7 protein-coding genes and 1 rRNA gene are annotated in these 18,273 nt (G+C 68.5%); 4 read left to right on the top strand and 4 right to left on the bottom strand.

The features are described 5' to 3' along the window. Nucleotides 1-121 precede the first annotated feature (121 nt). Both AC1DNC_RS15855 and AC1DNC_RS15850 read right to left on the bottom strand, forming a co-directional pair. Nucleotides 122-5,608 carry a DUF6531 domain-containing protein gene (locus AC1DNC_RS15855; RefSeq protein WP_476863494.1) on the bottom strand — a complete coding sequence of 1,829 codons (5,487 nt, stop codon included), beginning with the start codon at nt 5,606-5,608 and terminating at the stop codon, nt 122-124. Nucleotides 5,609-5,905: 297 nt separating this feature from the next. Further along, complete coding sequence (locus tag AC1DNC_RS15850; RefSeq protein WP_175321939.1) at nt 5,906-6,187, bottom strand: pyrophosphorylase; 282 nt, start codon at nt 6,185-6,187, stop codon at nt 5,906-5,908. Nucleotides 6,188-6,442: 255 nt separating this feature from the next. Between AC1DNC_RS15850 and AC1DNC_RS15845 the strand changes: the two genes are divergently transcribed. From AC1DNC_RS15845 to AC1DNC_RS15830, 4 genes are all read left to right on the top strand, one after another. Continuing rightward, on the top strand, nt 6,443-9,301 hold the full coding sequence (locus AC1DNC_RS15845) for a hypothetical protein (RefSeq protein WP_476863493.1): 2,859 nt from the start codon (nt 6,443-6,445) through the stop codon (nt 9,299-9,301). Beyond that, nucleotides 9,298-10,641: a type 1 periplasmic-binding domain-containing protein gene (locus tag AC1DNC_RS15840; RefSeq protein ID WP_476863492.1), complete on the top strand. Its 1,344-nt coding sequence runs from the start codon at nt 9,298-9,300 to the stop codon at nt 10,639-10,641. The genes AC1DNC_RS15845 and AC1DNC_RS15840 overlap by 4 nt, the downstream gene beginning before the upstream one ends. 64 nt (nt 10,642-10,705) lie before the next feature. Beyond that, nucleotides 10,706-15,040, top strand: coding sequence for an FtsK/SpoIIIE domain-containing protein (locus AC1DNC_RS15835; RefSeq protein ID WP_476863491.1), 4,335 nt, complete (start codon nt 10,706-10,708; stop codon nt 15,038-15,040). Nucleotides 15,041-15,117: 77 nt separating this feature from the next. Then, nucleotides 15,118-17,097 (top strand): serine/threonine-protein kinase, encoded by a 1,980-nt coding sequence (locus AC1DNC_RS15830; protein ID WP_476863490.1) that lies wholly within the window; start codon nt 15,118-15,120, stop codon nt 17,095-17,097. A 43-nt stretch (nt 17,098-17,140) separates the two neighbouring features. On the opposite strand, the gene AC1DNC_RS15825 is transcribed toward AC1DNC_RS15830, so the two are convergent. Together AC1DNC_RS15825 and rrf are read right to left on the bottom strand one after the other, a co-directional pair. Continuing rightward, nucleotides 17,141-17,626 carry an SRPBCC domain-containing protein gene (locus AC1DNC_RS15825; RefSeq protein WP_476863489.1) on the bottom strand — a complete coding sequence of 162 codons (486 nt, stop codon included), beginning with the start codon at nt 17,624-17,626 and terminating at the stop codon, nt 17,141-17,143. A 552-nt stretch (nt 17,627-18,178) separates the two neighbouring features. Next, a 5S ribosomal RNA gene (rrf, locus tag AC1DNC_RS15820) occupies nt 18,179-18,273 on the bottom strand; the annotation flags it as partial.

Raw genomic sequence — 18,273 nt, 5'->3', positions numbered from 1 at the left:
CCTCCACCAATCACCAGAATGAGAAGGCCACCTAGTCTGTACAACCACTTGACTCCCGGCCTAGTGACCTTTCGTGTCGCAGGGCCACGCTTTGTCGACATGTCTTTGTTCGACCTTTCCATTACCCGCCACTTGCATGGCGGCCGGCTGACGGTCCGGAAGCCCCGCTCCCGAATCCCTGAATGGCACCGTTCAAAAGTTCCTGGCGCGACGCGCCGCCCGGCTGCAATCCTGTGTTCCCCACCGAAATTACGCTCCCGCCAAGACGATCGACCAACTGCTCCGTCACGACGGAGCCCCAGTTGACGGGCTGGCCAGCGTGAGCCCCGCGGGAGATAGCACCAGTCCATCCCGGGACCCGGGTGGCTACGTCATCAGCCAGACCAGACCCTATCTTGCCGACGACGAAGGATCCACCTGCGCCGGTCACGAAGCCGGTACCGGCGGTCGCGACAAAGGTACCGAACGTGTGGTCTACGTCATCGTCCAAAGCATAGGACGTGACGTTGCTCGCCGAACCGCCCACGCCGGCCGCCAACGAACTTCGAATTGCGGTACGACCCAACACGGTACCGGCCGTCCTCACCACGGGCGATGCTGAACCCGCAGACACCGCGGCACGCGCAGTGCTAGCTCCGCGGGATAGAAGTCCGCCCGCGGCTCCACCGAACGCGCCCCCCACGGCGCCAACCGCCGCATCTTCCCAGACCCTCTGCATCTCAACGGATCCTACGGTTGCCTTCTGAACTACGACTGACGTGCCGCCTGAGATCAGCGCCCCGGATGCTGCACCAACAAGAGCCAATCCAACCGGCCCACCGACGCCCGTGAACATCAACGCAACACCGGCAACGATCGCTGCCCCGCCAGCGACGTACTCCCAGTTGTTCTTCCACCAGTCCCCTGCCGCGGCGAACGCTCCGCGGTTGGAGCCGTCATAGGCCTTCAGTTCGTCGTCGGTCAGGGGCCGCAGGCCGGTGGGGTCGGTGGTGTTGAGCGGGTTGTTGCCGGCGTAGGCGTAGGGGTTGCCGTCCCAACCCGCCCCGAGGACGGGGGCGAGGGGGTCGGTGGAGAGGAACCCACGCGTAGCCGGGTCGTAGGCGCGGGCGGCGAGCCATTCCAGGCCCGCGATGTCCAGGCCACCGTTGCCGGTCAGGGTGATCCCGGCGGGCAGGGCGCCGGCGAGCGCGGAGACAGCACCCAGACCCCTGGCGCCGGGTTCCGGCGTGGTGGCCGCTGCCGCGCCGATGATGGCCCAGGGGTCGGTCTGGTCGGTGGGGCGGGCAGCACGCCAGCCCGGTGCGGTCCAGGCATCCCCGAGGCCGGTCACGCCACCGGGCAAGGAGAGGACCTGCCTTCCGCCGACGCCGGCCAGGGTGGGGATCGGGTTGGCGCTATCCCACCACAGCTCCGAACCATCCAAGGCGGCGAGTTCGCCCAACGCGTCCACCCACAGCTCATGCCGGGAAAGCTGCGCCCCGTCGGGGTTCCGATCGGTCATGCCCTGCAGTTGCCCGGTCTGACCCCAGGCGTATTCGGTCCAGGACCCGTCCGGGCGGATCTGCCGGGTGCGCCGGCCCAGGCCGTCGTGGACGTACTCCGTCCGGGACCCGTCGGGGTCGGCCACGGATAACAACTGCCCGGCTGAGTCGTACTCATACGCCCGGAACCCGCCAGGGAAAGTTTCGCGGAGGAGGCGGCCCCCGGCGTCGTACTCCCATCCCGACACGGCAGCGTCCGGAGAGCCGTCCCCGGTCGTGGCGGCTGAGACCATTTGCCCGGCCCCGTCATACCCGTACCGGGTCACACCACCGGCGCGGGTCAGCCCCGTGATCCGGCCGTCGCTGTCGCGTCCGATCAACGTGACATCGGCCGAGCCCGGATCTCTGCGGTCAGTGCGGCTGTGTTCGGCCAAAGTACCGTTGCGGTAAACCCATTCCTGCACCAACTCCCCGGCGGTGGCAGAGGTTAGCCGGCCCGACGCGTCGTGGGTGAAGACCGCCTCGCCCAGCAGGGGGTTACTCACGCCGGCAACTCGTCCGGCAGCGTCCCGGGTATAGCGGGTGGTGGTGCCATGCGCGCCGGTAAAGGCGGTACGGTTCCCGTCGGCGTCGTATGCCCAGGACATTCCGTGGCCACCGCGGGTGCGGGAGCTGAGCCGCCCGCACCGGTCAAAGCCGAGCTCGTGTTCCACGGCCAGCCCGTCACCGCGGGTGTGGTCGGTGATGACCACCCGGCGTCGGAGCAAGTCCCGGCTGACGGAAGCCAGGAGCTGCCCATCCACCGAGGTCGTGGCCTCCCGCCCGGCGGCGTCGTACGTCCAGGTGGTGGTGTGCCCGTCCGGATCGGTCTGGGACAGCTGCCGCCCGGCGGGGTCATACGTCGCGGTGCTCACCCGGCCGAGCGGGTCGGCCACGGCGGCCACCTGGTCCGTTTCCGTGTGGGTCCGGGTGGTCACCCCGCCGTTCGGGTCGGTGATCCGGACCAGGCGGCCGCGGACGTCGTACTCGAACCGGGTCCTGCCGCCGACGCCGTTGACCGTCTCGGTGAGCTCCCCGGCAACGTTGTATTTAAACCGGCGGGTCCCGTACCAGGTGTCTTGGGAAAAGCTCAGCCGCCCGGCCTTGTCGTAGCCGTACCGGGACACTCCCAGTCCGGGGGTGTTGCGGGCCAGCAGCCGGCCACAGGCGTCGTATTCGAAGGTTTCGACCTCGCCGGTGGGCAGCGTCCGGGCAATGACGCGCTGGTCGGCGTCGTAGGCCAGTTCCGTGACCGCGCCGAGCGGGTCCGTGGTCCGCCAGGGCCGGCCGCACGCGTCGTACTCGTATGCGGTGACCGCGCCGGCGGGAGAGGTGACCGAGGTGATTTTCCCGGCCATGTCCCGGCCCAGGACCGTCAGGCCGCCTTCTCCGTCGAGGAGTTCCACTGGGTTCCCGGCCGCGTCATAGGTGACCAGGTCCGCGGAGCCGTCCGCACCCTGGACCCGCGTGGGCCGCCCATACTCGTCGAAGCTGTAGGTCGAGGAGGCGAACGCATCCGTCAGGGTGGCCGTGCCGGCCCTGCGGTCTGTGGTGGCGTCCGTGCGGACACCGGTCGGGTCGACGACGGCGGTCAGGGCGCCGACCTTGTCGTACTCGCGCACCCAGTCGTGGCCGGCGGGGTCCGTGATCCCGACCAGCCTGGACAGTGAGTCATGGGCGAATCCCCAGCGGGCGCCGTCCGGCAGCACCGCAGCCGTGACATTGCCGAGCTCATCGAACACCCGCTCGATGCTGCGACCCAACGGATCTACCGTGCGGACCAGCTCACCGTTGGCGGCGTACTCGAGTTCGGTCCGTCCCCCGTCCGGAGCGACGAACGCCGTCGTCCGCCCCGCCGAGTCGTGTTCGAAGGCCCAGACGGCGCCGTCGGGGTCCTCACGCCGCACGAGCAGCCCCGCACCGTCGTAGCTGAAGCGGGTTTCCGCCCCGGACGGGGTGATCGCCGCAACGGGGCGGCCGGCCCGGTCGCGGACGATTCTCGCGACATCCCCTACCGCGTCCCGGGTCGCGACCAGGTCCCCGAAGCCGTCATATTCGAACTCCACCGCGACGCCCGCCGGGTCCACGACCCGGGTCAGCTGCCCGTCGCGCCAATGAAGCTCGGTGCGCCCGCCCAGCGGGTCCAAGATGACGGAGGGGTCCCGCGACACCTCATCGGCGTATTCGTACGCCACGACCGCCCCGGACTCCGTCACCAGGGTGGTGATGCGGTCCTGCTCGTCCCAGCCGTAGCTAAGGTCTGCGCCCTCCGGGGTCACGGTCCGGGTCTTCCGGCCCCGCGCGTCGTAGGCGTGCACCGTCACCGCCCCGTCGCGCTCGGTGAAGGCAACCAGGTTTCCGTGGCCGTCGTAGGCCATCGACTGCCGCTGGTCATGGGAGTCGAGCACACCGACCAGCCGGCCCTTCGCGTCCGCGATCCACGAGTTGGAACGGGCACCGTTCTCATCCGAGACCACGGTGACGCGGCCCGGCAGATACGCAAACCGGGTCCGGCGTCCGTGCTGGGTGAGCTGCAGGGTGACCCTGCCGTGCTCGTCGTAGGTGTTCTCCGCTTCCAGAACCCCCGCGGCGGAATAGACCGCCTCGATCAGGCCCTGTTCGTTCCACCGGTAGGTGCGCGCCCCCAGCTCCGTCGTCACGCTAGTCAACCGGCCGCCGCCGCCGTAGCCGTACTCGACCCTGCGCCCGTCCGAGGCCCGCACCACGGCAACCAGCCCGTCCACGTACTCGACGTCGAGGAATCGGCCCCGTGTGTGTTCGAGCCTTGAGATAGGGCCGGCCCCGGACCCGCCGTCGGTCAGCCTTTCCCGGAGAACGGACACCGTCCGCCCCGGCCCCGCCCCGGCGCCGAGCCACACCCCGGCGAGGCTGAAGGCCCACCATGCGCCCTGGTTGTCCCGTACCACCAGGAGCTCGGCCGTGCCGTCAGGCAGGGAGCTCAACTCCGCAAGCCCGCCGGCGGTGGCCCGCTCCCGGGTGAGCCAGTAATTCTCCCCCACCGCCCGGGCCCATCCCGCGCCCTCGCGGGGGAAGTCCACCGCGCGGCCGTCGGCCAGCACCCACCGGCAGCCCTCGTCCGAAAGTGCAAGGCGTTGATCAAGGGCGGAGGCCCATCCCCGGCCGAACACCCCCGGCGTCTCCAGTCCCGACGCCAGCGAGTTGTACATCCGCGTCAGCACCAATGTGGAGGCGGTCCCGGCGAAACCCAGGTCCGTTTCGGGCTCGATGAAGTTTCCTGTGGCGGTATTGACCGGGTCGTTTGCATAACCGCTGGTCGGCATGGCGCCCGCCGCCGTCGGCGGGTCGATCACCAGCCCGGACCGGTTCGCGCTCACCCCTGCGGCCACCAGGGCCTCATTCACCGCCGCGTCCGAGAGCGTCGAGACGCTGCCCTCACCGCCGGCGGCGGCAAAGGCATCGGCGATGGTCACGGCCCATTTCGCGTCGTTTTCGTTGGCCCTTAGGTATTCCCGGTAAGCCCTGACGACACCCGATGCGTCGATGCGTCCCCAGTAGCAGTTGGAGGCGAAGGAGGACAGCTGCCCTTCCAAGGCACCGGGAGCCGAGGACACTCCCTCGTCCAGGCCACGGGAGTTCGCCGCGAAGGACCGAAGGTTCGCCGGACGCGCCGAGGACGTCCCCCCGCCGTATCCGCCGCCGGGCGGCGGGGTATCCCGGGACCCGGTGGCGGCTTCAGCCGGGGCGAATGTCGGAGCCTTGCCCGGCCGGGCGTTCGGCCGCTCCTGCTCACCGAAGAGCAAGTCACCGGCCTGTTCCAGCAGGTTGCGGTTGTTGTGCCGGCGAACCCACTCGTTGTTCCTCCGCCGCCGGGCGTCCTCCTCGTGCGCGGCCCCGATCATCTGGCCCACGTAGCCGGCCACGGTCCGCAGCGCCGCGGCCAATGCCTCCGCGTCGCTCCTCGCCGTGGCAGCGTTGGCCGCGAAAACCTCCGAAAAGTGTCCCTTGAAGTCCTCCTTCGTCGAGGCGACGAACGACGTCCGCGACCCGGAATGCTCCTCAAGCCGTGATGCCGCCGATTCGAACCCCGCCCTGACGGAGTCCGCCACGGTATAACTGAACCGCCCACCATCGGAAGCATCCGAAGCCGGCAACAACGGCACCTCAACGAACTCGGTCACAGCTAAAGCCCCCCACTGAACAAAAACTGGAATAAGAAAAGCCGCCACACGGACCGGCGCCCGCCCGGGAACGATCACCAGCGGCAGGAAGAGCCCGGAAAGAGGCATAGACCGGGTCCGGGGCGTACCGGAACCGGCTAAGAATGAAAGACCGCGCAAAGGCCGGGCAACCGCCCGTTCACCCGAACGGAGTGGCTACCCGGCCCTCACTCGCGAAAAACCGGCTCAGGCACCGCCGCCGGCTGAGAAAATATCCTGGGAGATCTTCTGCAGCTGTCCGCGCAGCTGCTCCAGCTCGTCCTTGGCCTTATCCAGGGCAGCCTTCGTCTCCGGCCAGGTCGAACCGCGGAACTCCGCCGCCAGGGGACCATCCCAGACGTTCGGATCCGACAAGACCTTGCCCTGCGAATCCAGTGCAGAGATCTGATCAGTGAAACCACCATTGATGATCGACTGCACCTGCGCGATCGCAGCCTTCGCTTGCTCAGTTGACAACACACGCGACATAAGAAGTTCCTCCCCAAAAGACAACCATTCGCCGCCGGCCACATGCTGGCGGAGGCCCAGACCACGCTGACGCTACCAAGACTCCGCAATAAATCCAACAAAAGATGAAACGTGGCCGGCCGGTAGTGGCCTTTCCGGGCCCCTGCCACTCACTGCTGCGCGGCGTCGAGGAACTAAAAACCTAGTTAGTCAATTTGAAGGAGCAACCCCGTATATCCTTCTCAAGGCACCATGAACGCATTAGGGGGGACGATCATGCCCGTACCAACGTATTCACACCCGTCCAAAAGGCAACGTCGCAGGGCCTCGGGCCGCGCGCTGGGCGCCGTCATTGTCGCCGTGGGGCTGGTCGCGACGACGTCGTGCACTAAGGCCCCCGGGTCCACAGCAGTGGCTGAGCCGGTGAAACTCCTGCAGAGCGTGCGCGTGGGCCTGTCCTCCGCCGCCGGCGTGCAAACGATCGACGGCACGACGATTTCCGTCTCCGCGGCCGGAGACTCGTCGTCGGCGGACACCAAGTACGATGCCGCCCAGGCGGTGGGCGATCTCCCCGTCCGGGTGAGCCTGCAGTACCGCGCCGGTGACAAGTCCGGCTCCGACCTCAATGACCTCAAGGGGCATTCAGGGCCGGTGGAGATCGACTTGACGTTGGAAAACCTCACGGTCAAGCCGCAGGTCATCAAATACGACGCGGCCGGCCAATCCCGTTCCGACACCGCCCTGGTGGGCGCCCCGCTGACCATCGCGGCAGCAACCAAACTTGCCGGGGTCCGGGCCGACGACGTCAAAGCCGGCTCTGCGGATGGCAAAACCGGCACGAACGGCGTCCTAAGCAGCGCCGAGGACGGTGCCACCGTGGTGCAGTGGGCCACCGTTCTGGCCCCGCCGCGGTCCGGTGCGAGTACCACCCTGCGCCTCGTCGCCGATGTCAGAGACTTCCAGGTCCCCGCTTTCGACGTAGCGGTCCAGCCCGGCCTCAACACCGACCTCAGCGCCGACGGCGTCCTCGCCGGCGCGTTTTCCTCCGGCGCCGGGTCCGAGATGGAGCTGCAACGACGCACCATCTCGCTGGTCTCCGACGTCAACACGGTGCTGACTAAAGCAGGTTCCACGATCACCGACGTCCGGCGGAACCTGCAGGCGACCTCCCAGACCTTGGGCGTGAAGACCGCTGGCGAGCTGCGCGATAACTCGAAGGCGCTGGGCTCCACCATGGTGGACCTGAAGGGACAGCTGAAGGCCCTCGGCGCCGATCTGGAGGCCGCGACTAAGGCAACTCAATCCACCACCGCATCCCAGTTGAAGCTGACCGTGTCGACCGTGGATGCGATGCTGGGCGACACGACGGCTGTGCCCGCGAGGGCCCCCATCAGCGGCGACGGCTGCACGGCCGAGGTGGCCAAGTCGGGTAAGTCGGCCACGGTCTTCTCCAGCATCCAGACCATGGCTTCGCAGCTGGACGCCTACGCGAAGGTGAGCGCAGGCTGCCGCGATACCGTGGCGGGCGCGATCGAAGCCACCATGGGCCCCGAGAACCCCACCGCCAAAGACTGCGCTGAACGGGGCTCGATGACGTGCTCGCTCTACGGATCCGCTGTGACCGTCACCGGTGCGCTGCTGGGTCTGGTCAAGAAGGGCGACGAGCTGGTGGCGGAACTTCAGCCGCAATTGGTCGAGGGTGCGATCAAGGATCAGGCTGCCTCCGCGGCGACTCTGGAGAAGGTGCGCGCCGATTTCGCTGCCGTGCTCGACGGCGCCAAGACCACCGAGGACTACAAGAGTGCGCTCGCCAACGTGAACGAGGCGATCAAGTCCGCCAAGGCGTCCGTCGCTGCCACCCGTGACGCGTCTGCCGCGGTCCGCAGCAGTAACGACGGCCTCAGGCAGAAGCTGGTCGACATCAAGAAGACCGCCCAGGCCGCGCGGAGCGAGGTCGGCGACAGCTCGCTGCTGAACGGCTCCATGACGCAGCAAACCCAGCGGCTTGCCGATGAGCTGTGCAAAGTGGCGGACGGCAGCTCCCCCGCTGCAGGCAAGCTCACCGCCACGCAGGCGGAGCAGCTGCGTTCCTACCTGACCTCTACCCCTTGCGAGGCCACGGACCAGAACGGACTCCCCGTGCCGGCGCTGACTCCGCCGCTGGGGTTCAAAGACCCGTTGAACGACCGGCTGGTGGCCCAGTCGACGGCCTGGGACACCGTCCTGGCCGCCACCGACACCAGTGCCCCCGACTTGGTGATCGGCCAGGCCCTAACCACCTTGGGCACGACGATCGATGACCTCGACGCCAAATTGGACGCAATCACGACGGCGACGAAGGCGCTCGACGGCGCCGCAACCGGAGACGTCAACAGCACCAAGCGCGAACTCGACGCCCTCAACGCCGCGCTTGGCGGAGCGATCGACTCCTCCGGCAAGGTCGGTACGACGCTCGGGAAGCTGAAGGAGCAGCAGGACAGCCTCGGCGACAAGATCAAGAAGTCCCTCAGCGAAGTCTCCGCCGACACCGCAGCGGAGGTCTACAAGGCCGTGGACGACCAGGTGCGCCAGGTCGCCGAAATCGGTGACGCCGGTTCCGAGTCCGTAGTCGCGGCCTTCAACCGCTCCATCTCAGGGTTGAAGACCACTTCGGACGAAGTGGTAGCGGACGCCAAGGGCACCGTGAACCGGCAACGGGACGAATTGCACCAGCAGGGCGACGCGCTGGCCGCATCCCTGGACAAGAGCACGCGGGCCTCGCTTGCGAGCATCGCCACCAGTACATCCGGATCGACCCGCGACGTCGAGGGCGCCAGGGCACTCCTGTCCTCCAGCCTGAACAAAGTAATGCTTGATCTGGGCGATCGCTCGGTGAACGGCTCTGGCCTGCTGGGTTCCATGGCGACAAGCGCAGCAAAAGCCGACACCGCTGATTATCAGCTGGCACTGGCATCGCAGAACGCCGAGGGCTATGCCAACATCCGCTCCCGGGATGTGGCGGGGCTGCTGTTGCGCCAAGCGCAGTTCAAAGCCTCACTCGCCTCGGTCGACGAACTGCCGCCATTCCATCTCGAGGTACCAGCCGGTGCCACGGCGCAGACCCTGTACACCTTGAAGATCGGCGGCGAAGCATGAGCCCCCGCGCAAGGCTCACGACCCTGCTGGCTGCCGGTGCCGCCGTCGTCCTCATGGCGTCTCTTGCGGTCATCATCACTCTGAGCCGGCCCAGCGAGGCGCCGCGGCCGGATCCGGTGGCCGCGACGGTCCCCGTGGCGCTGAAGGCGGAGGGCCTGCCGAAGGACGTCTCCCTCGGCGTCGTCCTCACGCTGGGCCAGTCCGGCGAACCAGGTTCTGCCTACAACCAGGCGGCACAGGGCGCTGTCGTCGCCGCACAGCGCTTTTCCCGGGGAGGCGCCGACGTCGCCCTCTCTGCCCAGAACGACCAAGGCACGGAGGGCGGCGCGCGCGCCGCCGTCCAGACCCTCGCCAAGCAGGGAGTCTCCGGGATTGTCGTAGCGACCACGGGTTCCCAGGCCCGGGCTGCGGCCAAGGCGGCCGAGGACCTTGGCGTTCCGGTGATCCTTCCCTACGCCGAACCGTCGAATCCCGGGCAGGCCACCTGGACGACGGAGCCCTCCGGCTCGTCCGCCCAAGCCGCCCTTCGAACGGCGCTGAGCGGCAAGAAGAGGGTGTTGCTGGTCAACGACGGCGGCGGGAGCCCCGGTTCCATCGGGATCTCACAGACCCTGAACCTCGCCAACTTCAACGAGGTGCGCGATCTAGCCCAGGAAGCCGCCATCCGGACCGGCGACCAGCTGCGGCCGCCGGCGAAGGATGCCCCCGCGGGCACCGCATCCACAAAGGAAGCCAACCCCGCGGACGCCGTGGTGGTCTCAGCCGCCACCCCGCAGCGCTTGGCCCGGCTGGTCCAGGCCCTGCAGGCACGCGACGTGTCCGTACCCGTGATCATGCCCGACGGCGCCACAGCCCCCGCTTTCGCTTCGACGCTCGCCGAACTCGACGGCGCCGCTTCCGGGCAGCTGGTCAGCATAGCCTCGGCCGGAGGAGATGCCACCGCGCTCCAGCAGGACGCCCAGGGGCGCGGAATGTCCGCGTTCCTGTCCGCCGTGCGGCTGGCGTCCGGGGACCCGGAGGTCATGAATTTGACTAACGACGCCCCGTTCTCCGACGACGCCTGGGCCGCGGACGCGCGCAGCCACGACGCCGTCGTGGCTTTCGTCCGAGCGGCCGCATCGGCCCGGAGCGGCGACCCCGCCAAGGTCGGAGCGGCCCTGCGCACCATGGCGTTCGGCCCTGCTGACGGCCTCGCGGGCCCGGCCTTGGACTTCTCCCGCCCCACTGCGCTCACAGCGGAAGCCATCCCGGTCTATGCGTCCCAGCAGGATCTGGGCCTCCGCCCGCAGAATGAGGATGCTCCTCGGCTCGTCTGGGTGCCGACACCGGCGAACCCCTAACCACGCTGCCCCCCGCCCACTAGGGGCGGACGGGTCACCATCTCACCACAGAAGGAGCGCCGCGGTGCGTGTGCTGATCGACCTGGACGAACGCCGTTTTGAGTGCGAAGTGGCTCAGGCCGCGCCGGCTACCACGCTGGCGGACTTCGTGGCGGCCGCGGGCGGCCCGCAGCTGGCCCCTGAGGAGACCGTGTTCCTCAATGAGGCCGAGGTGCGGGGATCGACCCCTTTCTCGGAGCTGATCATCCTGGAAGGCAGCCGGGTCTCGCGGGCGCCCTGGCAGACCCCGGAGAGGGTTCGCGATTGGAGCCTGACGCTCGCCGGCGGCGAGCAAGCCGGCGCCGTCGTCGATGTGCCGCACGGCCGTGAGATGCTCATCGGCCGGTCGCCGCACGCGGATTTGAGCCTTCCCACCGAGAGCGCGTCCTGGGACCACTGCCGCCTGCGCCGCGAGGAAGACGGGGTGCGGGTGCTTGATGGCGGCTCCACCAACGGCACCCCCGTCAACGGCCTGCACGTTGGCGAGGACGGGGTCCTTGTCACCGAAACCGCCACGATCACGGCCGGCGGCACGGTGCTTCTCCTGCGCCGGTCCCTGGAGGAGACGCCGGCACCGGCACCCGGCAGCCTGCACAACCTCACACCGGCTGGGACCGCACCCTTCAACCGGCCACCCCGCCCCGGACGCGCACCGGCGGGTGAACCTCTCGTTCCGCCGAGCCGGAAGGAAGTCCCGCCGGCCAGTAAGTTCAGCTACATCTCGGTGGTGGCGCCCCTGGTGATGGCGGCGGCGATGGTCCTGATCCTGAGGGACCTGCGCTTCGCGATGTTCGCCCTACTGAGCCCGGTCATGGCCGTGGGCATGTGGTTCGAGCAGAAGCGCCGGCATACCCGCGGGCTCAAGGAAGAAGACGAACGCTTCGCCGGCGCACTCGAGGAGTTCGAGCAGCAGGTCCGTGCCGCTGCCGCGGCGGAGACCGCCCGTCGGCATCGCATGATCCCGGATCCGGCGACGGTTGCACGACGCCCGGCTCTGCCTGCCACGTCCTTGTGGCAGCGCCGCGCGGACGCGGATGACTTCCTGGCCCTGCACGCTGGCACCGGTGATGTCCCCTGGAAGCCTGAGGTGGACCGAGCGGCCGGCGCCCGGCTGGACGAGACGGTCAAGGACTCGCTTGCTGCAGCGCGGCTGCAGGCTGCCCCGGTGCTTGTGGACCTGACCGACGCCGGAGTGGTGGGCATTGTGGGCCCGCGGGAGGGGGCTCTGGCGCTTGCGCGATCCCTCCTGACCCAAGCCGCGGTGCACGTGGGTCCCGCGGATCTGACCGTCGGGGTGTTCTGCGACGCGGGGCGCGCCGACGAGTGGGAGTGGGCCTCGTGGCTGCCGCACACCCGCCAGGCGGGCAGCAGTACCGGCGAGCGCTGGATGTCGGCGCACCGTGAAACCAGCGTTGCCATGTTGCGTGCGCTCAAAGACGACGTACAGGAGCTCCCCACACCCGCGCTGCTGGTTGTGCTAGATTCCGAGGTGCTCACGGAGGGCCGGGACGCACCGGCCCGCGCGCTGCTCGGGACGGGCCGCTCGACGCCCGGGGTCCACACCAGTGCGCAGCAGCGCCCGTCCCGGGTGGCCGGCATCGTCATTGCGACCTCCGAGGAGCAGTTGCCGGCGGCCTGTACCTCGATCATCACGGTGGGTACGGACGCCGCGGCCACGGTCTACCAGCCCGAGGATCTAACCCGCGTCGAGGACGTCATCCTGGCCGGCCTGGACCAGGAGGCGGCCCTGCGCTGCGCCATGCGCGTTGCACATTTCGAGGATCCGGAGCTGAGCGTTCCCGGCGCCTCGCTGCCCTCGCTGGTGCGGCTGCCCGGACTCCTTGGCTTCGACCGCCCCGCTCCGGCCACCATCCGTCGTCTGTGGCAGTCCCCCACCGGCGTATCCACGCCGATCGGCACCGGCGAGGCCGGCACCCTGACCTTGGACCTGGTCAAGGATGGACCGCACGGCCTGGTCGGCGGCACCACCGGTTCCGGCAAGTCCGAGTTCCTCCGCTCGCTCGTGGCCGGCCTCGCGGCACGCAACGATCCGACCCGGTTGAACTTCATCCTCGTCGACTTCAAGGGCGGCGCCGCCTTCAAGGCCTGCGAACGCCTCCCGCACACGATCGGCACTATTTCCAACCTGGACGAACAACTCGCTGACCGGGCCCTCCGTGCACTGGAGGCGGAAATGGAGCGGCGCCAGCGGATCTTTGCCGCGGCCGGCGAAGGCATCGACAACCTGGACGCTTACCTGGCGACGAACCCGGCTGAGCCCATGCCGAGGCTGCTGCTGGTGATCGACGAGTTTGCCATGCTGGCCAAGGACTTCCCGGACGTGCTCAAGGCGCTCGTGAGCGTAGGCGCCGTCGGCCGGACCTTGGGAGTGCACATGATCCTGGCAACACAGCGCCCGGCCGGGGTCGTCAGTGACGACATCCTCGCGAATACGAACCTCCGGGTGGCCTTGCGCGTGCAAAGCCGCGACGATTCCAGCAACGTCATCGGTGTACCCGCCGCGTCGGCGATTGGCCGGGCCCAGATGGGCCGCGCCTTCGTGAAACTGGGCCAGGACGAGATCACTCCGGTGCAGACTGCCCTCGTGACCGGGCAGGCCCAGCTGGGCGGCGGACCGGCCGTGGACGTGCGGGAGATACGCCAGTTCGGCGTCCCGGCGCCCGCCCCGAGCCCGCGTGCTGCGGCGGCGGACGGGAACGACCTGGACCTGCTCATCGATGCGGTTGTCGGGGCCAATGCCGAAGCAGGCTACGCCCCGCCACGGCAGGTCTGGCCCGAGGCCTTGGGCGAACGGGTAGAGCTGGACGGTTTCCTTGCGCCCAATGGTTTCCTTGCGCCCAATGACGCCGCCCACAGCGAAGCGCCGGCCGCTTCAGCCCTGCAACCTGCAGTCCCTGCTCTGCCGAAGGCGGGCGCCGTCCAAGGCTCCTCGGTTTTGGTGGCCGTCGTGGACGAACCGGAATTGCAGCGCCAGTCCGCGGCTGGGTGGGACCTATCCGTCGGGAACCTGATGCTCATGGGCGTGGCCGGCTCCGGCACAAGCACGGCGCTGGCATCGATCGCGCTGACCCTCGCGAAGGACATCGATCCGTCCGAGCTGGACCTGATGATCCTCGACATGGGCTCCCGCGAATTGGAACCGCTGGCTGCGCTGCCGCACACGGTGGCCTATCTGGGAACCGGCGCCGGCGCCAAAGAACAGCAGGCCCGCTTCCTGCGGCACCTGAATACCGAGTTGGAGAGCCGCCGCGCAAATCCGGGGCGGCACCGCCGCGCCGTGGTGCTGGTGGACGGGCTGGCCTCGCTGCGCGACGAGTTCCAGGACTTTGAGGGCCAGCAGCTGCTGGCGCTGTTGTACCGCGCCTATGCGGACGGTCCGGCGTTGGGGCTGTCCTTTGCGGTCACCACCACACGGGCCAAGGCAGTGCCCTCGGCCATAAACGAGGTGACACTGCAGAGGTGGCTCTTCCGGCTGGCGGACGCCTACGACTACTCCTCGCTGGGTGTCCGCGGCAAGGAAATCCCCGCTCCGCTTCCCGGCCGCTGCGTGGATCCACGCACCTCGCTGCAGATGCACGTGGCGACTCCGGGTATCGGGATCGAGGCAGCTGTGAATCTCGTACAGCAGAGCTGGGCCGATGCGCCGGCCAAGTCGCAGGCCATCCGCCGTCTGCCCGCCAGCGTCACGTTGCCGGAACTGGGCGTGGAACCCCGCCTGGACGCCGAGCCGTGGCACGTCCCGGTGGGGATGCAGGAGGCGGACCTCTCCCCGGCGTTCCTCGAGATCTACGAGGGTGAGCATGCCCTAGTCGCCGGCCCGGCCCGTTCGGGCAAGTCCACCCTCCTGCTCGCGATTGCGGCAGCTGTCCGCGGCGCCGCCACAGCCCGTGGCCCGGCGCAGGTGTGGGCCATCTGTGACCGCCGCTCGCCGCTGGCTTCTTCGGACTTCGACCGGGTCGCTGTGGGCGCTGACGAGGTACCCGCACTGGTGGCCTCGCTTCGGCTGGAGCGGGGTCCGGTATTCCTGCTGATTGACGATGCCGAGCGCTTCGAGGACGCGGATCAATCCATCGCGGGCATCGTGTCTTCCGGGCAGCCAGGCCTGTGCGTCATCGCCTCCGGGCGGGCAGCAGACCTGCGCGGGCTCTACAGCCACTGGACCAAGACGGTCCGCAAGTCCCGGCTGGGCGTCCTTCTGCAACCGGACGTGAACTACGACGGCGAACTGCTGGGGGCGACGCTCCCGCGGCGGTCCCCCGTGGCGATGACCACCGGGCGCGGCTATCTGGGCGTGGGCGGCCAGATGTCCCTGATCCAGTCCATCAGCACCGGGGATTGACCCGGCGGGCGGCAGCCCGTGAACATGCACCAGCCGCCCGGAGCGGAAACCAGATCGACAGCGTTGGAGAATACGGAATGCAATTGGCACAGGCGGGTCAGGCGTTGGGAGCGTCCTACCGATTCGGCGATCGGGTGGGCTCGGGTGCCGTCGGCGAAGTCTGGACGGTCACTTCGGCCGACGGCGCGACCTTTGCCGCCAAGGTCCTGCGTCCCGAGCACGCCGACGATCCCTCGCTCGTGGAACGCTTCGTCCGTGAGAGGTCCGTGCTCCTCGGTCTGCAGGACTCCCACATCGTCACGGTCCGGGACATGGTGGTGGAAGGCCCACGCTTGGCGATCGTGATGGACTATGTTGCCGGCGGCTCGCTCCGGGACGTGGTGCAGGCCGCCGGGCCGCTCCGCCCGGCGGACGCGCTCACGGTGGCGGCCGAGGTCTACGACGCCCTGGCCTTGGCACACTCCCGCGGTGTCACCCACCGGGATATCAAACCGGACAACGTACTCCTCGCCCGCCCCTGGGCCGAGTGGGGTCCGGGAGACGTGCGGGTCTCCGACTTTGGAATAGCCGACGTGGTGGGCGAGCGGATCCGACAGACCACTGGCCTGATCGGCACACCGCAGTACATGCCGCCCGAACTCATCAGCCAGGGCCGCTCGGGCCCGCCAGGCGATGTGTATTCCACCGGCGTCCTGCTCTACGAACTCTTGGCCGGGCGCACCCCCTTCGCAGGGCCCGGGCCAGACTTCAGCGTCGCCTACCGCCACGTGTCCTCCCGCCCGCCTCGGATTCTGGTGGCAGACCCGCTCTGGCAGATACTCGACGCGTTACTCTCGAAGGAACCGGACCAACGCCCGACTGCGCGCGAAGCCGCCGCTACCCTTCGGCGGCTCCTGCCCTCAGTAGAGGGTGCAGAGGCCATGGCCCGCTCCGAGGCGCCGGAGGACTTCGCCGACGTCGAACGCCCCGCCACGGTTGTCCGCGGCGCCTTCTCGGATTCGGAGCTCGAGGCCTTCGCCGCGGCCCCGGCAGAGGACGCCGGCCAGGACGTCCCGGACTTGGGCGAGGCGGGCAGCGCAACGATCGTCCGTTCCATGCCGCGCCGCGAAGTCCCGCGGACACCGGACGCCAGGCCTGCGCACGGCACGGACACCGTTCCGTTCTGGCGGACCCGAAAGGCAATGATTCTTGCCGGTTCCGCTGCGCTCCTGCTGGTGGCCATGGTCGCGGGCTTCACCGTGCTTGCCCCCGCGGACCAGCCGCAGGCCAACGGCGGCTCCGGCGCCCAGCTGAGCACGCAACTTCAGGGCACGGCCCTGCCGACCGGCCTGACAATCTCGCGGGCCGCAAACTACGAGCCCTCTTCCGGTCAGGTCCGCCTGACCATCACCTACTCCGCTCAGAAGGCGCCGCTGTCGGGGGAATTCCTTGAGATAGTCCCGGGCCTGGCCGCCGGAGAAGCGTGCCCGGCGGTCACGTGGAACGGTGCCTCCGTGAGCCGGAACCAGGCCTCGCTGACCGGTCTCGACGTCGAGTGCGGCTGGCGACTCTCCGGGTTGAAGATCCCTGCGGGAGGTCAGGCCGAGGTGACCGCCACGGTGCCGGTCTCGCCGGGGGACCAGAAGGCGTTCGACGCGTGGCTGCGTGCGGGTTCGGAGGCAACAACGGCCGCGACTCAGGATCCGGCAGTCAAGGGCACTGCTTATCCGGTCCAGCGCCTGAAGGGGGTGGAAGTGCGCACTCCTACGCGGGTCGTGACGCCGAGCCCGCTCCGGATCACCCTGGTGCCGGTGTGGGCCAGCGGCGCCGATGAGCTGAACCCGCTGTACGTCAGTCCCGCTTCGGGGAAACCGTCGCAGATGCTGGATTCCGTGTCCGACGGCGAAAAGGGTCTGCGGTTCTCCGACGGCTGCGGCGGGGCCCTGGCAGTAGACAGCTCCGGGCTCACCGTCACGGCCCTCCAAATCACACCCCAATGCACGGTGCGCGCCAGTGTCGGGAATTTCACCGAGCTTCAGTCCCCGAACTTCGCGATCACGTCCCGCGAGAACTCGTAGGCTCTTTTGTCGGACGGCTGGGAGCCCGTTCGCCGGCCGGCGGCTACGCTGACCCACCCATGAACCGCACAAAGCGATCGAGCACGTCCGGCCAACCGGCCGCATACTCGGCGCGGGTGGCTGCCGGCTCCTTGGCCCCTTCCCATCCCCCGTGGACGACGCGGACCTCTGTGCCGTCCTCCACAGCGCGGAAAGCAACCCTCAGTTCCGTGGACCACAGGGCTTGGGATCCCGGGTGCCAACTTGCATGGAAGGACAACGGCGGCTGCCAGTCGTCGATGGTGCCCCATACGGAGCTGCGGCCGTCGTCCGCGGTCTCAAGAATGAGGCTCTCTTCGAACTCGACGTAAGACCCCGCCCCGAAGACGCTGTGACCTTCCAACGGCCACCAGAGGTGCGTGTGCTCGGTAAAGCCCATGAAGGCCCTTGCGACAGCGCCCGGGACGACGACGGTGCACACCACCGGTTCCAGGGCGTCATCCCCGCCGGAATCCGGGGCGGCTGCGGCGTGGCTGAAGAGATTATCCATGGTCACCAACTCTACGTTGCACCGAACGCCAGGTCCTCCCGCCCCCATCCGACACTCCCTCACCTCTGACCGGTTCTCCCCCGACGCTCCCTCACCTCTGACCCGTTTCCACCCGACGCTCCCTCACCTCTGACGCGATTACAGACGACGCTCCCTCACAACTGACGTGTATCCACCCGACGCTCCCTCACCTCCGACGGGTTGCGCGGGCCGGTGCTGAGGATTGGTTTCACTTATATGCGCCGCTGCTGAGGGAGCGTTGCTGGTATGCCAGCCACGTCTGAGGGAGGGTTGGTGGTGTGCGCGCCGGAGCTGAGGGAGCGTCGGTGGTGTGCCGGCCACGTCTGAGGGAGCGTTAGTGATATCCGCACCGTTGCTGAGGGAGCGTCGGTGGTGTGCCGGCCACTTCTGAGGGAGCGCTCGTGATATCCGCGCCGGTGCTGAGGGAGCGTGCGTGGTGTGGGCTCCCGGTGCTGAGGGGGCGTCTGGGTTGTTTTTGGGTTAAATGGCGCAGGCCCCGACACTGTGTGTCGGGGCCTGGCTGTAATGGTTGTCCGGCGGTGACCTACTCTCCCACACCCTCCCGGGTGCAGTACCATCGGCGCTGTGGGTCTTAGCTTCCGGGTTCGGAATGGGACCGGGCGTTT

The sequence above is a fragment of the Arthrobacter sp. 01N442 genome (genome assembly GCF_056399345.1).
Note: the sequence above shows the minus strand (reverse complement) of the source record. Positions and strands in the feature narration are given on the sequence as shown.